The organism is Reyranella sp. CPCC 100927 (assembly GCF_007859315.1).
In the GTDB taxonomy this organism is placed as follows: Bacteria; Pseudomonadota; Alphaproteobacteria; order Reyranellales; family Reyranellaceae; genus Vineibacter.
The window spans coordinates 455,786-474,645 of record NZ_VOHA01000005.1 but is presented as its reverse complement, the minus strand read 5'-3'; the positions used below and the strand labels follow the sequence as shown (position 1 = coordinate 474,645).

General features: G+C 64.2%; 19 protein-coding genes and 1 pseudogene. 7 read left to right on the top strand and 13 right to left on the bottom strand.

Going from position 1 to position 18,860, the window contains the following annotated elements; genetic code table 11:
* The first annotated feature begins 241 nt into the window (after positions 1-241).
* Positions 242-1,465 carry a nitrate/nitrite transporter gene (locus tag FQU96_RS17690; RefSeq protein WP_146542610.1) on the top strand — a complete coding sequence of 408 codons (1,224 nt, stop codon included), beginning with the start codon at positions 242-244 and terminating at the stop codon, positions 1,463-1,465.
* Between the two features lie 54 nt (positions 1,466-1,519).
* Here FQU96_RS17690 and FQU96_RS17685 read toward each other — a convergent pair whose 3' ends face one another.
* From FQU96_RS17685 to FQU96_RS17670, 4 genes are all read right to left on the bottom strand, one after another.
* Positions 1,520-2,125 (bottom strand): metallophosphoesterase, encoded by a 606-nt coding sequence (locus FQU96_RS17685; protein ID WP_178130564.1) that lies wholly within the window; start codon positions 2,123-2,125, stop codon positions 1,520-1,522.
* 61 nt (positions 2,126-2,186) lie between these two features.
* Positions 2,187-3,062: a TauD/TfdA family dioxygenase gene (locus tag FQU96_RS17680; RefSeq protein WP_146542608.1), complete on the bottom strand. Its 876-nt coding sequence runs from the start codon at positions 3,060-3,062 to the stop codon at positions 2,187-2,189.
* A gap of 129 nt (positions 3,063-3,191) precedes the next feature.
* Positions 3,192-4,505 (bottom strand): hypothetical protein, encoded by a 1,314-nt coding sequence (locus FQU96_RS17675; protein WP_146542607.1) that lies wholly within the window; start codon positions 4,503-4,505, stop codon positions 3,192-3,194.
* Positions 4,506-4,532: 27 nt separating this feature from the next.
* Positions 4,533-5,741, bottom strand: coding sequence for a diaminopropionate ammonia-lyase (locus FQU96_RS17670; RefSeq protein WP_146542606.1), 1,209 nt, complete (start codon positions 5,739-5,741; stop codon positions 4,533-4,535).
* 137 nt (positions 5,742-5,878) lie between these two features.
* Between FQU96_RS17670 and FQU96_RS17665 the strand changes: the two genes are divergently transcribed.
* Positions 5,879-6,343: an Lrp/AsnC family transcriptional regulator gene (locus tag FQU96_RS17665; protein ID WP_255468392.1), complete on the top strand. Its 465-nt coding sequence runs from the start codon at positions 5,879-5,881 to the stop codon at positions 6,341-6,343.
* A 14-nt stretch (positions 6,344-6,357) separates the two neighbouring features.
* On the opposite strand, the gene FQU96_RS17660 is transcribed toward FQU96_RS17665, so the two are convergent.
* Entirely contained in the window at positions 6,358-7,071 is a 714-nt protein-coding gene (locus tag FQU96_RS17660; RefSeq protein WP_146542604.1) for a dienelactone hydrolase family protein, read from the bottom strand.
* Between the two features lie 168 nt (positions 7,072-7,239).
* Between FQU96_RS17660 and FQU96_RS43150 the strand changes: the two are divergent.
* Together FQU96_RS43150 and FQU96_RS17650 are read left to right on the top strand one after the other, a co-directional pair.
* Positions 7,240-7,584, top strand: a pseudogene (locus FQU96_RS43150) (LLM class flavin-dependent oxidoreductase); the annotation flags it as partial.
* A gap of 22 nt (positions 7,585-7,606) precedes the next feature.
* Complete coding sequence (locus tag FQU96_RS17650) at positions 7,607-8,149, top strand: LLM class flavin-dependent oxidoreductase (protein WP_146542602.1); 543 nt, start codon at positions 7,607-7,609, stop codon at positions 8,147-8,149.
* A gap of 2 nt (positions 8,150-8,151) precedes the next feature.
* Here the strand turns inward: FQU96_RS17650 and FQU96_RS17645 are convergent, their stop codons facing one another.
* From FQU96_RS17645 to FQU96_RS17625, 5 genes are all read right to left on the bottom strand, one after another.
* Positions 8,152-9,468, bottom strand: a complete 1,317-nt coding sequence (locus FQU96_RS17645) for an FAD-binding oxidoreductase (protein WP_146542601.1) — start codon at positions 9,466-9,468, stop codon at positions 8,152-8,154.
* 38 nt (positions 9,469-9,506) lie between these two features.
* The gene (locus tag FQU96_RS17640) at positions 9,507-10,283 is read right to left on the bottom strand and encodes a short-chain dehydrogenase/reductase (RefSeq protein WP_146542600.1); all 777 of its coding nucleotides are present in this window, start codon (positions 10,281-10,283) and stop codon (positions 9,507-9,509) included.
* 156 nt (positions 10,284-10,439) lie between these two features.
* Positions 10,440-11,243: an ABC transporter permease gene (locus tag FQU96_RS17635; protein ID WP_146542599.1), complete on the bottom strand. Its 804-nt coding sequence runs from the start codon at positions 11,241-11,243 to the stop codon at positions 10,440-10,442.
* A 2-nt stretch (positions 11,244-11,245) separates the two neighbouring features.
* Positions 11,246-12,070, bottom strand: a complete 825-nt coding sequence (locus tag FQU96_RS17630) for an ABC transporter permease (RefSeq protein ID WP_178130563.1) — start codon at positions 12,068-12,070, stop codon at positions 11,246-11,248.
* A 2-nt stretch (positions 12,071-12,072) separates the two neighbouring features.
* The gene (locus tag FQU96_RS17625) at positions 12,073-13,065 is read right to left on the bottom strand and encodes an ATP-binding cassette domain-containing protein (protein ID WP_146542597.1); all 993 of its coding nucleotides are present in this window, start codon (positions 13,063-13,065) and stop codon (positions 12,073-12,075) included.
* A gap of 165 nt (positions 13,066-13,230) precedes the next feature.
* Between FQU96_RS17625 and FQU96_RS17620 the strand changes: the two genes are divergently transcribed.
* The 3 genes from FQU96_RS17620 to FQU96_RS17610 all read left to right on the top strand — a co-directional run bounded on the left by FQU96_RS17620 (position 13,231) and on the right by FQU96_RS17610 (position 16,235).
* Positions 13,231-13,914: a hypothetical protein gene (locus FQU96_RS17620; RefSeq protein ID WP_146542596.1), complete on the top strand. Its 684-nt coding sequence runs from the start codon at positions 13,231-13,233 to the stop codon at positions 13,912-13,914.
* Positions 13,915-14,052: 138 nt separating this feature from the next.
* Positions 14,053-15,303: an Hsp70 family protein gene (locus FQU96_RS17615; RefSeq protein WP_146542595.1), complete on the top strand. Its 1,251-nt coding sequence runs from the start codon at positions 14,053-14,055 to the stop codon at positions 15,301-15,303.
* 146 nt (positions 15,304-15,449) lie between these two features.
* On the top strand, positions 15,450-16,235 hold the full coding sequence (locus FQU96_RS17610; protein ID WP_146542594.1) for a MetQ/NlpA family ABC transporter substrate-binding protein: 786 nt from the start codon (positions 15,450-15,452) through the stop codon (positions 16,233-16,235).
* 27 nt (positions 16,236-16,262) lie between these two features.
* Here FQU96_RS17610 and cobF read toward each other — a convergent pair whose 3' ends face one another.
* From cobF to cobD, 3 genes are read right to left on the bottom strand one after another with little or no spacing between them, the layout of a single operon-like run.
* Positions 16,263-17,030 carry a precorrin-6A synthase (deacetylating) gene (gene cobF / locus FQU96_RS17605; RefSeq protein ID WP_146542593.1) on the bottom strand — a complete coding sequence of 256 codons (768 nt, stop codon included), beginning with the start codon at positions 17,028-17,030 and terminating at the stop codon, positions 16,263-16,265.
* Entirely contained in the window at positions 17,027-17,830 is an 804-nt protein-coding gene (gene cobA, locus FQU96_RS17600; RefSeq protein WP_146542592.1) for a uroporphyrinogen-III C-methyltransferase, read from the bottom strand. Before cobA ends, cobF begins: the two co-directional genes overlap by 4 nt.
* Positions 17,827-18,852 carry a threonine-phosphate decarboxylase CobD gene (gene cobD / locus FQU96_RS17595; protein WP_178130562.1) on the bottom strand — a complete coding sequence of 342 codons (1,026 nt, stop codon included), beginning with the start codon at positions 18,850-18,852 and terminating at the stop codon, positions 17,827-17,829. The genes cobA and cobD overlap by 4 nt, the downstream gene beginning before the upstream one ends.
* Between the last annotated feature and the right edge of the window lie 8 nt (positions 18,853-18,860).

The following is an 18,860-nucleotide window of genomic DNA, read 5'->3' as shown; positions in this document are numbered from 1 at the left end:
CCGGTAGCTCGTCAGGCTCATAACCTGAAGGCCGCAGGTTCAAATCCTGCCCCCGCAACCAGATCTGCCAAAGCCGTTCCCTACAAAGGAACGGCTTTCTTGCGTCCGCTGAGAGGCTGGAACGCTTCCACGGGTTCTGCCAGCGTGGTAGCCGCGATCCGAAGGAGATCACACTGGCCCATCGGGTTCTCTCCGGCCCAGACATGTGTCCACGCAGGCGTATCAACGGCGAGGCCGACGGATGCTGGTCCGGGTGACCTTGCCGCTGGCCGCGGCAAACTTCATGAACCAGGCTGCGCGGATGGTGATGGCGATTGTCGGCCCCGTGCTCGCCGTGGAGCTCGGGCTGTCGGCAATGGAGCTGGGCGTGCTGGCAGCCTGCCTGTTCGCTGCCTATGCGGCCGCGCAATTGCCGCTGGGCGTCGCGCTCGATGCATTTGGCGCGCGGCGCGTGCAGGCCGTGCTGATGTTGCTTGCGGCACTCGGCTTCGCGATGTTCGCGCTCTCGCCGAGCTTTGCAGGGCTCGCTGCGGCGCGGATCGTTCTGGGCATCGGGATTTCGGCCGGTCTGATGGCGGTGATCAAGGCACACGCCGATTGGTTCGAGCGTGGTCGGGTCGCGTACGTGACCGGCATCGCGACGGCGATCGGCGCGCTCGGCAGCGCGCTCACGACGTCACCCGTCCAGGCAATACTGCCCACGTTCGGCTGGCGGTGCGTATTCTGGGGGCTGTGCCTGCTGGCGCTTGCGGTCGCCACTTGGATTTTCCTGTCAGTGCCAGACAAGCCGCGCGTGCCTGGTCCGCCGCGAACCTTGCGCGGCGACATTGCATTGAGCGGTCGCATGCTCGCCTCGCGGACCTTCTGGCGGGTCGGTCCGGCGGTTGCGACGCTTTCGATGTTCAACTTTGCCTACCTGGGCCTTTGGGCAGGCCCGTGGCTGCGGGACGTGGCCGGCATGGACGGACCGACCCGAGCCGGCGTGCTGCTCCTCTATACCTTCGCGATGGTCGTCGGCAGCGTGCTGACCGGCAGCGCCGCCAGCCGGGCAAACGCGGCCGGTTTCCCGTCTTTCCTCGTTCCGATCGTGTCGCTTGTAGGCCTGGTGCTGCTGCAGGCCGGCCTCATGCTGCAGCCGAGCCAACCCTCGGTCGTGCTCGCGCTTTGGCTTGCGATCGCGGTGTTCGGCGCGGCCGGCCCGGTGGGCTATGTTGTGATGTGCCAGATGTTTCCGCCCGAGCAGACCGGGCGGGTCTCGACTGCCGTGAACACGCTAACGCTTGGTGGTGCATTCCTGGTCCAGGCGGCGATCGGCTGGATCCTCGATTGTTGGCCACGCACCGCTTCGGGCGGCTGGGATCCGGACGGCTACAGCTGGGCACTCGCGTTGACTGCGGCCGTTCAGGCGCTCGCTGCGCTCGTGATGGCGACGGCCCACCGACGCGGGCGTGCCATTTCAATGTGATGCCCAGCACCAACGTAGCGCTCTGCCGGCGGCGGCGAAATTTCAATGGAGGCTTTATCCGCCCTCGGGCAGTCGACGGACGGGCGGGGCCGGGAAATCGTGCACCACGACCTCCTCCGTCACCGTGTCAAGCACGGCGCAGCTCAACTGCCGGCCATTACGCGGGTCGCGGGCATCACCGGCCGAGCCGGGATTGACCACCAGCACCCGACCGATGCGACGGACGATCTGTTGGTGCGTGTGGCCGTAGAGTACGATATCGGCGTCGGCCTCGCCAAAACGTTGCAGCTCGGAGCTGGTGGGCACCACATAGCTGCCGCGCGGCTCCCACGGCGTCGAGTGCACCATCAGGATGCGCTTGCCGTCGATTCGCAACGCGCGCCGATGGGGTTGCTCGGCGAGCCAGCCAAGCAATGGCCGATCGATGTCCGCCCGGGAACGCACCCGCGCGCCGGCCGCGCCGAGGAAGACCTCCTCGTGATTGCCCAGGATGGTGAGCGCGTCGCGCTCGCGCAGCCGGCCGATCACGGCATTCGAGAAGCGATACTCGTAGATACTGTCACCGAGACACAGCAGCGCATCGATTGGGCCCATGATCTCCAGGGCCCGATCGAGGCCATCGATGTTGCAATGCAGGTCGGAGACGATACCGAGCTTCAACAGAGGCCTCTGATTCGATGGGCGCGCGCCACGCCGTGGCGCTCTGCTTGAGGCGGACGCCCTAAGCTGTAGCCGGCAGCGGCAGATCGAGCGTCGTGGTGCGGCGCATCTCTCGGCGGTGGGTCTTGTCATCGAACGGCCGAGCGCGATGCATGGTGCAGCGATTGTCCCAGATCACGAAATCATGCGGCCGCCAGACGTGGCGATAGACGAATTGCGGCTGCGTAGCGTGGTCGATCAGGTCGCGCAGCAGCAGCCGGCCTTCCGGCACCTGCCAGTCGACGACATGGGCCGCGTGCGAGGCGAGATAGAGGGCGCGACGGCCGGAGCCCGGGATCGTGCGCACCAGCGGATGGACGGCGCCCTTCAGCTTTTCCCGCTCGTCCTCATCGAAGTCGAAGCCGAGGACGTGGCGCGAATAGACGATGGAATGATAAACGCGCAGCTCTTCAATCGAGGTGCGGGTTTCGCCGTCGAGAGCATCGTAGGCGGCGCGCATGTCGGCGAACTCCGTATCGGCCCTCACCGGCGGCACCACCCGCGCCGACAGCATTGAGTAGCGGCCCGGCGGATCGACGAACGATGCATCAGTGTGCCACAGGCGGTTGGCGACCGAGGAGGCGCGCATGCGGTTGTTCGCGTCCCGGATCTTGCCGTCATGGTCCACATTGGAAACGTCGGCCAGCGCCTCGTTGCCGAACCGGTTGTTGCCGATAGCCGAGGAAGACGTACGGGCATGCAGCGTGCCGTCGAAACGTTGCGCGAAGTCGAGCTGCTCTTCGTTGGTGAAATTCTGATTGCGGAACACGAGTACGGCGTACTTGTCCATGCCGGCGCGGATCGCCTCCAGCGATTCGCGATCATGCACCTGGCGCAGGTCGATCGCGCCCACTTCACCAGCGAATACGGCCGTGAGCGGCGTGATGGTGACGGTCATCGGTGCCTCCTTCAAGGAGAACAAGTGGGTCATCCTGAATGAAGTCCACGCGACAACCAACATGGATTTTTGTCAGGCGAAGGCCCCGTCAGCACGACGTCGGGCGCGGACATGCGCCTGTTTTCGTACCTACGTGCGTGAGCTGGTCGCTTCGATCCGGGGTACGCTCAGGAACTCGGCCAGCTCGGCGGCAATGATGGCGGGATGTTCCGCACCCTCACCAGCCCGGCGGATGAAGCGCGCCACGTCGCGCATATCCTTTTCCTTGAGTCCGATCCGGGCCAGTTCGTGTGTCGCAAGGCGCAGCCCCGTCCGCTGGCCCGGCGCGTCGCCCGTGAGCGCGCAGTCCGTGAGCAGGACATTTGCCTTCTGGCAGTTCAGCTCGAATGCACGCGTCTTGCCGTCGCCGAGGCGAATGAAGATCTGGTGTGACTTCGAATAGCCCCTCTTTGCCGCCAGTACGTCCAGGCCTTCCTCGCTCAGATAGCCGCCAAGTGCTGCCGAGTTGCGGACGATCTGATGCGCCAGGTTCTCGCCGATTTGCTCGAGTTCGAGCAGCGCGAGCGCCAGCGCCGCGTATTTGTTCTGATCACGAGTCTGCATGAAGAACGGGAAGGTGCAATCCAGCACTTTCGCGGCAATGTCGTCATCGTTCGTGGCGACGAAGCCGCCCACCGGGCCAAACATGATTTTGTGCGTGCTGCCCGTGAGGACGTGCGCACCTTCGGCGATCGGGTCCTGGAACGCGCCACCGGAAATGAGCAGGCCGAGGTGAGCCGCGTCGTACATCACGAGCGCGCTGACGCGATCGGCGATCTTGCGGATTTCCGTGACCGGGTAGGGGAAGAGAACCTTGCTGCCGCCGAAGACCAGAAGCTTCGGTTTCAGGCGATCGACGTCCTTTGCGAGGGCATCGAGGTCGATCTCGAATTCCTCGTTGGCCGGGGCCATGTCATGAATCGCGAGGGACCGCAGGCCCGCCGATCCGTCGGGGTGATTGGCGAAGTTTCCGCCGCCTGCTTCGCTCTGCGACAGGATGACGTCGCCGTTCTTGAGCAAGGAGAAGAAGACAGCCGAGTTGGCCATCGACGTGCTCGTCGGGCGCCAATCGACATGCTTCACCTTGAAGCGACGGCGAAGCAGCGAGATCACAATGCCCTCGACTTCGTCGACATAGCGGTTCTGGTTGCCGTGCGGATAGATTTTGCCGCCGGGCAGACCTTCGGTAAGCCGCGTCGCCATGTCCGACGCCAGCAGTGCCTTGACGCGGCGCGACAGCAGTGTTTCGGCGGCGGTCATGTTCAGGCAACGCCGGCGCCAACTGTCGTGCTCTTCGACCAGCCGCTCGACGCGATCCTGCAACGCTTCGACACTGAACTTGTCGAGAGAGGAGTCGACGGCCTGGACGTAACCCTCAAAGTCGTCTCGCAGTTTCTGGTCCATCGTCGGTCCCCTCGACAGCTGGAATAACTAGTTGGATCTGGTCATTTCCTGACCGGCAACGGCAGCAGGATCGAGCCCGACGAAGTGCCGATACTGCACCGGGTCGGTCGCGCCTTCCGTGTTCACGACAAGCACGCGCGAACGGCCATCGAGCCTGAGAGCGTCACGTACCGAGGCATCTCCAGCGATCGACACAAGTCCTGCCAGGCCAACGCCGCCACTTTCTCCAGAGACGATCGCCGGATCGCCGGCTGAAGGGCGCGCGAGGCGGTTCATCATCGCGATGGCGTCGGCATCGTCGATTGTCATGAAGGCATCGGCCACGCGCGAAAGAATGCGCCATGCGACCAAGGATGGTTCGTAACATTCCAGCATCGCCATGACCGTCGGCGGACCTGCCTTGACCCTCACCGGCTGACGAGCCCGGGCACTCTGCAAGACGCAAGCCGCACGCAGTGGCTCGACGATGGTTACGGTTGGCCGGTTGTCACCAAGCAGGACGGCGAGATGCCCGGCTACGGCGGCGGCAAATCCGCCGACCCCAGCTTGCAGAAAGACATGTGTCGGGGGTTCCGGCAGATCACGAAGCGCCTCGCGCACGAGTGCAACGTAGCCCTGCATCACCAGGCCCGGAATGTGCTCGTAACCCGGCCACGAGGTATCCGAGACGGTCAGCCAGCCCGTGTCGGCCGCTACGCGCGCGGCCTCCGCGACGCTGTCGTCGTAATTTCCGTCCACCCTGATGATGCGGGCGCCAAAGCGTGCAATGGCGGCAGCACGCTCTTCGCTCACGCCCTCATGGACGAAGATCACCGACTGAGCGCCGACGAACTGGGCGCCTTGCGCGACAGATCGGCCATGGTTTCCATCCGTCGCGCAGGCCACCGTGATTCGCGAGGCAATGCTCCGGACGGCCGGATCATGCAGTTCACCAACGTCCACACGCCGGCCCAGATGCCGCGCGGCCGCTTCCAGGACGAGGCAAATGACCGCGTAGGAACCGCCCAGTGCCTTGAAGCTGCCAAGTCCGAGGCGATGTCCCTCATCTTTTACGGCGATCGAGCCCACGCCCAGCTCTGCCGCGAGCGCCGGAAGCAGATGCAAGGGCGTCGGGACATGATTGGGGCGGTGGCGCAGAAAACGCGCGACGTCGTCGGCAGCTGCAGCGCCAAGGAGCGTCGCGTCAGCGGGAAGGAGCGGTTGCCGATGCTCGGCCAGTGCGTTGAGAATGAACAAATGCCGACCCCATCCAAGATGCGCAAATTTATTGCGAAGTAATCGACAGAAGCGCTCTAATAAGCCCCGTTTGGTGCAAGTTTGTATCGTTTGGGGATGCCAAAGTGAGGCGACGTACCGCTGTTCCATCTTCGTCCTTGGACGAGTTCGATCTCGCCATCCTCGCGGTTCTCGAGCGCGATAACACCACTCCCCAGCGCGACATCGGCGAAAGGGTCAACCTGTCTGCCCCGGCCGTTCAGCGCCGTGTTCGCAGAATGGAAGAGCAGGGCGTCATCAAAGCCAACGTCGCGGTCGTGAATCCGGCGAGTGTTGGGCGGCCATTGACGATCGTCGTCGCCGTCGATGTCGAGAGCGAGCGCGTCGATCTGCTGGATGCGGCCAAATCAAGCTTCGCCGCCGCCCCCGAGGTCCAACAGTGCTACTACGTTGCGGGCGAGGCGGACTTCATTCTCGTGATCTGTGTGGCCACCATGGCCGAATACGAAGGTCTCTCACGCCGTCTGTTCTTCGGGAACCCCAATGTCAAACGCTTCCGGACCTTTGTTGCCATGGACCGTGTCAAGACCGGGCTTGCCGTCGTGCCGCCGTTGAAAAGCTAGCTGTCACGCCGCGTTTACCGCGTCCCGAAGACCTCCTCGAACAGCGCGAGCATCATCATCCACGATCGCTTGTCGGCGGCAGGACTGTAGCCGTAGCCGGGGATGTTCAGTCGATCGATGTCGGGATTGGTGTAGGCATGGCCGACTCCGCCGAAGAGGTGGAGCTGCCAGTCCACCTGCTTTCTCTCCATTTCGTCAGCGAAAGCGGCTCTGTCTTCCGCCGGTACATCCGGATCCCGATCGCCGATCATCATCAGGACCTTGGCCTGGATCGGGTGGTCGAGACTGCCGGTGGGACGCTTCAGGCCAGGATGGAAACCGACAGCGCATTGAAGGGGCGCCCCGCCGCGTGCGAGTTCGAGAGCGCTCATGCCACCCTGGCAAAAGCCGATTGCCGCCATCCGCTTCTGATCGACGCCAGGCAGAGTCATCAGGAGCCTGAGCGCAGCGCTGGCTCGAGCGAGCATGAGTCCCGGCGCGGATGTCAACGCGATGTGGTGGCTCACGGCTTCGGACAACGATAGTCCCTGAACGCCATACATATCGAGGGCGAACGCCGCATAGCCAAGCTCAGCCAGGCGTCTTGTGCGTGCCCGTATGTGATCATTCATGCCGAAGGCTTCGTGTGCGACCAGAATTGCCGGTTTCTCCGTGTGCGGCGCATTGTCGGCGAAGTACCCTGTCAGCAAAGTGCCATCGCAATCGTAGTCTACCGTGCGTGTCTCCACCTCGGCTCTCCTCATCTGGCAGGGCGGTCATCCCCCTAGATCTGGGGTCCGGTAACCATTCACAAAAGGCCGCCTGTCCCAGACGCCGGGCTTTTGTTTTGTACCCCGCGGCAGGCGGCTAAGCTTGTCCGATCTGGCAGTATCGGCTGACCAGGACAGGGGGAAATCATGACCAGCCAGCTCCGGTTTTCCGTACTCGTACTGCCAAACGTGTCGTGGCCGGAACTTCTGCGCCGTTGCCGGCATGTCGAGGCGCTTGGGTTCGATTCCGTCGGGCTCGCCGATCATCTCGTCGACTGGGCCGGTGGGAAGGGGCCGTGGTTCGAGCTGTGGACGCAGCTTGCCGCCATCGCGCAGGCAACGACGCGCATTCGCCTGGCGACTCTGGTCGCCCAGATCCCGTTGCGCAACCCAGCCCTGCTGGCGTCGCAGGCACTCACGGCCGATCATGTTTCCGGCGGCCGGCTCGATGTCGGGCTCGGCATTGGACTGGAGATCGATCCGTCGTATCGGATGATGGGCATCGAGAATTGGAATGCCAAGGGAACGGGTCGCCCGTTTCGGCGAGTATGTCGAAATCGTCGACCGATTGCTGTCGCACGAGGAGACATCGTTCCAAGGGCGCTTCTATCAGGTGGATGCCGCAGCACTGCGGCCGCGCCCCGTCCAGTCGCCGCGGCCGCCGATCATGATCGCTGCCATGGGCGCGGTCATGCTGGGGCATGCTGCACGGCATGCCGATATCTGGAACAGCATCAGCTTCGCCAAGACCTTCGAGGCTCAGATCGACGAAACGCGCCAGCGCGTGGCGACAATCGACGCGCGGTGCGCGGCGATCGGGCGCGATCCGGCCACCCTGCGGCGGTCCTATCTCATGCTCGACCCGACCGCTCGCTCAAGCGGCGGCATGATCAAATACTATGAGTCAGAGGAAACCTGCCGGCGCATGGTGGAGCAGGTGATCGCGCTGGGCATCTCCGAAGTGGCTTTCTACTATCCCATGCTGGATGAGCAGGTGCCGATGTTCGAGCGGATTGCGCGCTACGTCCTGCCGGCGCTGAGGGCGGCGCACGGATAAGATCAAGGCCCGCCGCTTCGTGCCAGCTTGGCGTCCTTCCAGGCAAAATAGCGCATCGCGAGCGGCAGGAACCATGGATTGCCGCGATACAGCGGCAGGGTCGGAAACGTCGCAGCCTCGAAGGCGCTGGTTCCAGCCGGCAGGCCGAGAATCTTCTGCGCGATCTTCAGCCCGAAGAACGATCCCATGGGCACGCCGGCGAAGTTGTAGCCCATGCCGTACCAGATGCCGTCGTGGCATCCGATATGCGGCATCATGTCGAACGTGCCGGCGCATTGCCCGGTCCAGACGTGGCTCAGCTTGACGTCGGCGAGATCTGGTAGCGCGCGTGCGAGGCGCCCGTGCAGGAGGGCGGCGATGGTTGCGGGATCCTCAAGGCCGTTGGCCGTGGCACCGCCGAACAGCAGGCGCGGCGAGTCGGGGGCGGGCCGGAAAAAATCGATGTCGAGGTTGGAATCGATCACCGTGCGCCGGTGCGGAAGCTGCTTCTCCAGCAGTTCCGGCGGCAGCGGCTCGGTCGCCGCCATATAGCCGACAAAAGGTATGACGCGGCGGGCATGCCAGGGCAGGCTCTTCGGCGTGTAGCCGTTGGTGGCGACGACCACATCCCGTGCGCGCGTCGCTCCAGCGGCGGTGATGATTCGGAAGCGATCACCCTGGCTGGCCTGCTCGATCGCGGTGACGGCGCAATTGCCGAAGATCGCGACTCCGGCTGCCAGCGCCCTTGTCATCAGGCCACGGTGATAAAGGCCCGGGTGCAGCGATCCGAGATCGGGAATGACCGCGCCGCCGTCATAAAGGTCGGTGGCCATTTCCTCGCGCAGCCGGTCGCGCGGCACCATGGCGTAGGGTAGTCCGAGGTCGGCTTTCATGCCTGCCAATTCGCGCTCCAGCACGGCATAGTGAGCCGCCGATGTCGCTGCAATGAGGCGCCCGCAGCGGACGGCATGGCAGTCGATGCCTTCCTCTTCGATGAAGGCCAGGATGCCGTCATAGGCCGCCGACAGGTCACGATAGATGGCGGTGGCATAGGCGATGCCCTTGGCCGCCTTCAGGTCGACATAGGATTTTTTCAGTGTTCGGCCCAGAAATCCGGCGTTGCGGCGGGAGGCGCCGTAGCCTGGACGCTCCTTGTCGAACACCGCGACGCTTCGTCCGGCCCGCGCCAGGGTCAAGGCAGCGCGTAAGCCGGTGTAGCCGGCTCCGATGACGATCGCGTCGTACGAGGGGGCCATTACGCCGCCTGCGCTTTCGGTCAGCGGCGCGGCGTCCCACCAATAGGGTGCATTCTTGAAGTCGGTGGTAAACAGGTCCTTCATCGAGAGAATCCCGAAGCGGCGCTTCCCGCCCGAACGGCCTACAGGACTCCCGCATAATGAGCCGCCCCGCCGTCGATCGTGACGATCGTGCCGGTGATGTGCGACGCCCGATCGGATGCCAGGAAGGTGACGAGATCGGCGCACTGCTCGGGCGTGCCGGCGGGTGGATGGGTCGGGATCAACTCCTGCCAACGCGCCGGATCTCCCAGTTTTTCCCGCGCGGTCGTGCGCAGCATCGTCTCCATGCGCTCGGTCCGGATGAGGCCGGGATTGCAGCCGACGACACGGATGCCGTCGGCCAGGCTGCTGCCGCCCATGCCGCGGGTGAAAGCCATCAGCGACGCATTGCCGGCGCTGCCGGCGATGTAGCCCCAGGTCGGCCGTTCTCCGGCCGTGCCGAGGACGTTGACGATGACGCCGCCACCACGTGCCTTCATGGCAGGATAGACGGCGCGGCTGAGATTGACGTAGCCGAACACCTTGAGATCCCAGGCCTGGCGCCAGCGCGCTTCGTCCACCGCCTGCAGGTCGCCGGCAGGAATGGCGCCGGCATTGTTCACCAGGATGTCGATGTCGCTGCACGCCGATGCCAGCGACCGTGCAGCGTCGCCGTTGCTGAGATCGACGGCGTGGATGGTCACGGAAACATTGTGTCGCGCCAGGATCGCGTCCCTGGCCCGCTCCAGATCCGCCTTTGTTCGTGACGCGATATGCAGGTGGCAGCCTTCTTCGGCCAGTTGCCGGGCGCAGGCCAAGCCAATCCCCTTGGAAGCGCCGGTGACCAGGGCAAGCTTGCCGCGCAGATTCAGATCCATAGCGACCTTCCGGTGATGTGATCAACCCGTTACGGGCGACAGCGTACCGGCGATCGAGATGCTCGTACAAGCACCCCGCGACACGTTCGCTTTGAAGCAGAGCCTGTCAGGTGATGCGTGTGGATGAGGGGCGAGCGGTTGGCCGACCTGTGGACCTCAACTGCCGGTGGACGCATAGCGTGCCATGCCGATGCGCCAGGCGAGGAATGAAACGGCAAGGAACACGAAGCCGGCGAGCGGCGCCAGCGGCAGGAACCAATCCGGGGCGCCGAGCGGATCGGGCCGTTTCAGGATGGCGAGCACCGGATAGTAGGCCACGCAAGCCAGCGGCACGCCGAAGGTCAGCAGATGCCGGAACCAGGCTGCGTAGATGTTGAGCGGATACTGCGCCGCCTGGACGCCGCCATACGTCAGCACGTTCACGATCTCCAGGCTCTCGACGGTCCAGAAAGCCAGTGTTGCCTGCAGGATCAGGAGTCCGACGAACAGCGCCACACCGCCGGCCACGGCCCAGGCCGCGATCACAGCCGTGGCGATGTCCCAGTCGATCGGGACGAGATGGCTCGCGAGGATCAACACGGCGAAAGCCTGCAGCAGCCGGCCCAGTCGTGACAGCCGCACCTCGTAACCGGCCAATTGAAGGGCGGCCGCGCGCGGTCGCAGCAGCACACGATCGAAAGCACCGGTACGCACGAAGTCGGTGCCGAACACGTCAAAACCGCGACCGAGCAGGTCGGCGATCGAGAACGCGATATTCACCAGCGCATAGAACAGGGCGACCTCGCCGAAGGACCAGCCACCGACCGGTCCGAAGCGATCGAACAGTGCGAACACCCCCAGGATCTCGATTGCCGTCGCCGCGCAATGGCCGGCGGTCAGCATCAGCGTTGCCGCCGGGTATTGCGCCTGCGCGCGCAGCGAGGTTGCGACGTAGCGGCCATAGAGAGCGAGCGCATTCATGGTCATCCGCCTTGCATCTCGAGCCGGTGCATCACCCGATCCATGGCCAGGCGGCCGAGAGCGATCAGCACCAGGGTCCAGCCTGCCTGTAGAGCCAGTCCCTGCAGCGCCGCGGTGCCCTGCAAGTCGGCGAAATAGATGCGAAACGGAATGTCGACGAGGCCGGCCAGCGGCTGCACCTGCAGGAAGGGCCGCACGGCATCAGGGAAAAAATTCAGCGGCAGAAGGGAGCCAGAAAAGACGATCACCAACGGCATCAGGACAGCATTCACCCCGCGTTCATTGAGGCTCGCGGCCACGATGATGTTCGCCAGCATCACGACGGCGACGCTGAGTGCCGTCATCAGGGCAAAGGCAGGGATGAACAGCAGCGCAGCCGCGATCCCGGACGGCGGCTGCCATGCCCAGTCGCCAAGGCCTGCGAGCGGCAGGACGATCATCGCCGCAAGCGCCATCAGGGCCGCACGCGGCATCGTGCGGGCCAGCATCCATCCAAGGGTGCGCACATACCAGTAGCCGTACGCGTCGAGCGGCCGCAGCCGGTCGTAGCCGATGCCGCCGGTGCGCACGGCATGGCCGATCTCCGGATCGGCGACCCAAGGCAGCAGCGCGAGCAGCGCCTGGCCGAGCCAGACATAGGTGATGGCGTCGGCCAGGCTGATTGGCGCCGCCGCAGCGTGGGTGCCGTAGAAGGCGGCAAAGACCATGATGCGGATCGCGCCCCACCAGCACTGCGTCGCAAAGCCGGCCAGCGCCGCAACGCGGTATTGCAGCATGAGCTGGAAGCGCGCGCGAAAGGCGGCGAGATAGGGGCGCGCCCAGTGCATCGTCATGCCTCATGTGCATCGTGCAGGGCGTAGAAGCGCGTGATCACCTCCTCGATGGCGGGCTCGTCGACGTGGATATCCTGGACAGCATGTTCAGTCGCGATGGCAGCGATCAGTTGAGGCGTAGGGATACGCGCCGGATCGAAGGCAAGTTCGAGCGAGCGTTCGGTACGTGCCCGCACCGTGACACCCGGCATCTCGAACGCAGGCGCGGGGCCAGCGAAGTCGATGTAGAGCCGTCGTTCGGCAAGAATGCCGGCCCTCAGGCTCTCGAACGGGCCGTCGGTGAGCACGCGGCCCTGGCCGATGACGATGACGCGCTCGGCCAACGCCTCGACGTCGTGCATGTCGTGGGTCGTGAGCAGCACGGTCACGCCCTGTTCGCGATTGAGCCGTCGCACGAACGCGCGCACGGCAAGCTTCGATGGGGCGTCGAGTCCGATGGTCGGTTCGTCGAGGAAGAGGATCGCGGGATCGTGCAGCAGCGCGGCGACGAACTCCGCCCGCATGCGCTGGCCCAGGGAGAGCTGGCGCACCGGCTGGTCCAGCAACGGCTCAAGCCGCAGCATGGCGACCAGTTCGTCACGCCGGCGGTGATAGCGGGCGGGCTCCACGCGATAGATGTCAGCCAACAGGTCGAAGCCATCGAGCACCGGCAGATCCCACCACAACTGGCTGCGCTGGCCGAACACCACGCCGATGCGGGCCACATGGCGTATGCGGTCCTCGTAGGGTATGAGACCACCCACCTCGACCCGACCGCGCGTGGGCCGCAGGATGCCCGATAGGATCTTCACGGTGGTGGACTTGCCCGCGCCGTTGGGTCCGATGAAGGCCAGCAGTTCGCCAGCTTCAAGGCTGAACGAAACACCAGCCAGCGCATGCACCTCCCGCCAGCGCCGGCGCACAAGGCCGCGCAATGCACCGGCGAGGCCAGGCGCGCGTTCAGCGACGCGATAGGTCTTGGCCAGCGCCTCGACGAGGATCTGGGGCATGGGCGGCGTTCCGCCGGTTGGGTCGAAAGGGCGCGGAACCTATGCGAGCTTCCGTGGCCGGTCAATCGCTTTCGATCGCTGATGTTGCTTCTTCTTCGTCTATTCCCTTGGAATTAGCAGACAGTATGATCTGAATCGTTCAAGAACCGGATGCGGGAGGCGCAGATGCATCGTTTAGCACTCGTCATTGCAGCTTTGTTGGCGCTCCTTGGATGCGCGGAACCAACTGCACCGTCTCCGGCTCTGGGACAACGAACCAACCCGACGTTCGTACGACAAGTCGCTGGCCCGGATACGTATCTCGGCCAGATGCCAACGTCGGTCGTGCTCCTGAAATCGGGAAACCCGGCGCGTGATGCAGCTTTTTGCCGCGAGTTCGTCAGGCTACAGACGGCGCAGGCTGCTTTGACGCAATCGCCTCTCGCACCGAACGTGATCCTGACGCGCTGGCCCGTCCGAGTGGCGCCCGGTGATGCGGTTCGTCCGGATGACTGTACTTACCTGACCGACAGTTACGATTTCGCGCGGGCGGCGCGGCTCATGGGCGAGATCCGACTCAGCAGCGGGAGTTTCAATGGCCCTGGACCGTTTCTGATGATCATCGACGGCCCGAAGGTCATCGCGGTTGATGGCTCGACCTATGGCGATTTCGCGCCATTCGTGGATCGGTGGCAGGATGCCGTGAACAAGATGCAGGGCCAGATAACCAGCCGGCGGCCGAGTCTCATTGGCGGGCTGCTACGCGGGATGTGGACGCTCATCAAAGGCGTGCTGCTCGCCGTGTTCCCACCAGCTGGCGGCGCGGCTCTCATCATCGAAGGCATCATCGGGGATGTCGTCTGCCCGTAATGACGGTAGGACGGCTGACGATAGGGATGACGTCGGACATCCCGGTATCCAGCGATAGCTTAAGCCAAAAGAAATAGACTGGCAACGCCACGCACATTGCAATAGATGAGATCCCCTTCGCGCATGGAGGGGATACGCATGATCGCCTGCGGATTGGATTTCGGAACGTCAAACTCGGCCATCGGCATCAAGCGCGACGATGTCGTGACACTCGTGCCGCTCGAAGACGACAAGACCCTGATACCGAGCGCGGTGTTCTTCGACTACGAAACGAATGGCCAGGTCCTGTTCGGCACCGACGCCATCTCCGCCTATGTCGGTCAGACCGAAGGTCGGCTGATGCGGGCACTGAAGTCGATCCTCGGCTCCCCGTTGATCGATGAAGAGACCAGCCTGGGCAGTCGCAAGGTGCCGCTGACGACAGTCGTCGAACTCTTCGTTCGGCACTTGAAACAGAAGGCGGAAGCCGTCGCAGGACGGGAGATCACGTCCATCGTGCATGGCCGGCCGGTGCGGTTTGTCGATGGCGACAGCCAGGCGGATGCGCGCGCGCAGGACGTGCTGGAAGCCGTCGCCAGGCGCGTGGGGTTCCGCAACGTGCGGTTCGTCTATGAGCCGATCGCCGCCGCCCATCACTACGAGCAAACGGTGTCGCGGGAGGAACTGGTGCTGATCGCCGATATCGGCGGCGGCACGAGCGACTTCTCCATCGTGCGGATCGGGCCGCAGCGTCGCGACCGCACCGACCGTACCGATGACGTCCTGGCGACCGCCGGTGCCCGTGTCGGCGGCACGGACTTCGATACTGCCCTCAGCCTCGCGGCGGTAATGCCGCTGCTGGGCTTCGGCACGCAACTGGTCAAAAAGAACCTGCCGATGCCCAATGCGCTCTATTATGAGCTTGCGACCTGGTCGACGATCAACTTTGCGTACACGTACAAGAACGAGCGCGATCTCGCCGAACTCGCCCTGGATGCGCGCGAGCCCGAGAAAGTCGGGCGCTTCCTGAAAGTGATCCGCGAACGACTGGGCCATCGTCTGGCGTTCGCCGCCGAGGAAGCCAAGATCGCGCTCAGCGGCGTGGATCGCGCAGAGGTGTCGCTGGCCTTCCTCGAGGATGGCCTTGTCGCTTCGACGAAGCGGGCCGGTTTCGAACGCGCCATCGCCGCGAAGACCGATCGGCTCTATCGCACGGCAAGCGACTGCATCTCGGCAGCAGGCTTGAGCGGTGATACCATCGACACGATCTTTCTCACCGGCGGATCAAGCCGCATGCCCGCCGTGCGCTCGGCGATCGCTCGTGCGGCACCGTCCGCTCGTTTAGCCACCGGCTCGGATTTTCTGTCCGTGGCGTTGGGTTTGACCCAGCTGGCGGGTCGCACAGCCTGAGAACTGCGGCGACCACGAGCGGCTGGGGCACGACGACGTACGACGCCATTTCGCGCCGTGCTTATCGTTGCCGTTAGATTTCATTGATTGTCTGCCCAGTGCCGTTCTCTACGGTGCGGCCGATCTTGATCGGAAAGCACCGCGTCATGAAAAAGCTTCTTGTTCTTCTCGCCGCAAGCTTAGTTGTTCTGGCTGTGCCGGCCGCCGCCCGCGACAAATTGAAGGTGGGCATATCCGGCGGCGATGGCGAACTCATCTGGCGCAAGGTCGGCGAGGTGGCCGGCAAGGACGGCCTTGATGTCCAGGTCGTCGTCTTCAACGACTACCTGCTGCCTAACGCGGCCCTGGACGCCGGCGATCTGGACGCGAATGCCTTTCAACATAAGCCCTTCCTGGATAGCCAGATCAAGTCGAAGGGGTACAAGATCACCGCGATCGCGGACACGATCGTTGCCCCGATCGGTTTGTACTCACGAAAAATCAAGACGGTGAATGATCTGCCGAAAGGAGCGACCATCGGCATTCCGAACGATCCGTCCAATGGCGGTCGGGCGCTGTTGCTGCTGCAGGCTCAGAATCTCATCAAGCTCAAGGCGGGTGTGGGCATCCTGCCGACGGTTCTCGATATCACCGAGAATCCCAAGAGCCTGAGGATCAAGGAACTGGATGCGGCGCAACTCCCGCGCAGCCTCGACGATCTCAACGCCGCGGTGATCAACACCAACTATGCGCTGCAGGCCGATCTGTGGCCGGGCAAGGACTCGATTGCGATCGAGGCAGCGAAGGACAATCCCTATGGCAATGTGATTGCCGTCCGGACCGTCGACAAGGACAAGCCCGTCTTCAGGAAGCTGGTCGCAGCGTACCACACCGATGTGGTACGCCAGTTCATCCTCGAGACATTCAAAGGCTCCCAGATCCCCGTCTTCTGACGGTCCCGGTCGAAAGATGGCGCCACCTCAGCGCTCGGCATCATCCTTGCGCATCAGGTAGCAGTCCATGATCCATCCGTTCGCGCGACGGGCATCCGACCGACGTCTTTCGATATCCGACGCCACGTCCGCGAGCTTGCCTGCAACGCGTATCTCGTTCGGCATGCCGATATAGGCGCCCCAATAGATCTGCACGTTCTGGCCAGCAAACTGCTTGTACGTATCGCCGGCGTCGAGCATGACCGCGACGCTGTCGGCGTCCGCCGGCCAACCCTGCGACAGGCGGCGGCCTGTGGTGATCGTGACGGATTGGCCGATGCGGTTGAGCGTCGTGCGGGATTTGGCCGCCAGTGCCTGGAGGCTGGTGATACCGGGAATGACTTCGTAGTCGAACGGATGATGGCCATCGCTCGCGATCGCTTCGACGATGCGAAGGGTGCTGTCGTAGAGGGAGGGGTCGCCCCAGACGAGGAACGCACCGCATTCGCCGTCGGCAACCTCGCGTGCGATCAGATCCGTGAAAACGGCTTTCTTACGCTCATTCAAGTCCTCGACGCAGCCGTGGTAGTCCGTCGGATCGCTGTCGCGCTCCAGGCTGGCGACTTCGACGATGCGGTAAGTGTCATTGGTGATGTAGCGCCGGCAGATCTCGTGCCGATACGACGCCAACGCCGCCTTGGCCGGGCCTTTGTCCATGACGAAAAAGACGTTGGTACGATTGAGCGCACTGATGGCCTGAACCGTGAGATGCTCCGGATCTCCAGCGCCGATTCCGATGATCAGAATCTTCTTCATGACACAGGCGTCCACTCCGGCATCGATGGCAGGCGTACGACTTCACCGACGCAAACGACCGCTGGAGCCATGGTCGCGTCGTGGATGCTGGCGTCACCCATGCTTCCCAACGTCGTCTCGATGATGCGCTGGTCCGCCAAGGTGGCACGGCAGATGATGGAGACCGGCTCATCGCTGGGCCGTCCGGCGGCGATCAGGTGCTGGCGGATCTCCCGCAGATGCCGCAGCGCCATGTAAAGCACGATCACGGGTGAACTGCGTGCCACCGCCGGCCAGTCGATGCCGGTCGGCACGTCGCCGGACCGGTCGTGGCCTGTCAGGAACGTCACGGCATGATTGGTGTCGCGATGGGTTACCGCGATGCCGGCATAGGCCAGACCGGCGATGCCGGCCGTCACACCCGGCAGCACCCGAAACGGGACACCGGCGCGCAGCAAATCCTGAGCTTCCTCGCCGCCGCGGCCGAAGACGAAAGGATCACCGCCCTTGAGCCGCAACACACGGCGGTTCTCGCGGGCAAGGCGGACCAACAGTTGCGACACCGTGGCCTGCGTCGGCGACGGCTGCCCGGCGCGTTTGCCCACGAACTCAATGGACGCATCGCCTCGGGCCCACTGGAGAATGCGGGTATCGACCAGTGCATCGTGGACAATGACATCTGCCTGTTGCAGTGCTGACCAGGTGTGCAGCGTCACCAGACCCGGGTCGCCCGGCCCGGCGCCGGCGAGCCACACCCAGCCCGGCATCAGTTCAGGCCATTCATGACCGGCGGCTGCCGGCAGTTGACTGTTCCAGCTCATCGTTCGGAGATCGCTTTGAGCACATCCGCCAACCGGTCCCATGCGGTGGGGTGTCCAGGCAGGCCGAAGCGCAGCCACGATGGATGGTCCGAAAACGGGCGCACCAGAATCCCGGCCTGGCCCAGCGCGCGATAAAGGGCCGGTGCGTCAGGGTGCTCCGCCAGCCTGAACAGATGCGTGCCGCCGATGATGCGCAAGCCAGCCTGGGTCAGAAGCGCATCCAGGCGGGATGTGCTGTCGGCCAGATGCCGTCGGGTCCGTGCGCGCCACGCGGAGTCCTGTAATGCAGCCGCGCCGACGGTGATGGCAGGACCTGATACGGCCCAGGGCCCTAACGCCTGGCGGACCCGTTCGGCATGGGCGGCAGCAGCGAGGAGGAAACCCAACCGGACTCCGGCAAGGCCGTAGGTCTTGCCGAACGAACGCAGGATCAGGAGCCGCGGATGCGGCAGCAGGGACGCGGCGCCCAGCGCGGCGTCCTCCAGGTCGGCAAAGGCTTCGTCAATCACGACCCAGCCATCATGCGCCGCCTGGTGCGCCAGCAAGCCCTGCACGGCACCGCGATCGTAGCGGCGGCCATCCGGGTTGTTCGGGTTACAGAGCACGACGATCTCGGCCCGGCCAATGTCGGCGAGGTCGCTGGCCTCGTGTACCTGGGCGCCCCCGGCACGCCAGCACGCTGCGTGCTCGTTGTAGGTCGGCGACAGGACGGCGACAGTGGTCGCACGAAACAGGAGCGGCAGCAGATTGATCAGAATCTGCGTGCCCGGCGCGGCGACCACCATGTCGGTCGACGCAACGTCGTAGGCCTGTGCCGCCGCAGCCAGAAGGGTGTCCAGCGATTCGGGTTCCGGCAGACGGGCGAAGGCGTCGATCGGAATGGAGGGCAGCGGGTAGGGGACGGGATTGATACCGGTCGACAGATCAACGAACGGTTCCGGCGCGGACGGAAACGCGCGCCGCGCGGCCTGTATGCGGCCGCCGTGCAGGGCGTTCGCCGCGTAGGATGAGGTGATGGTCATCGGTTGGC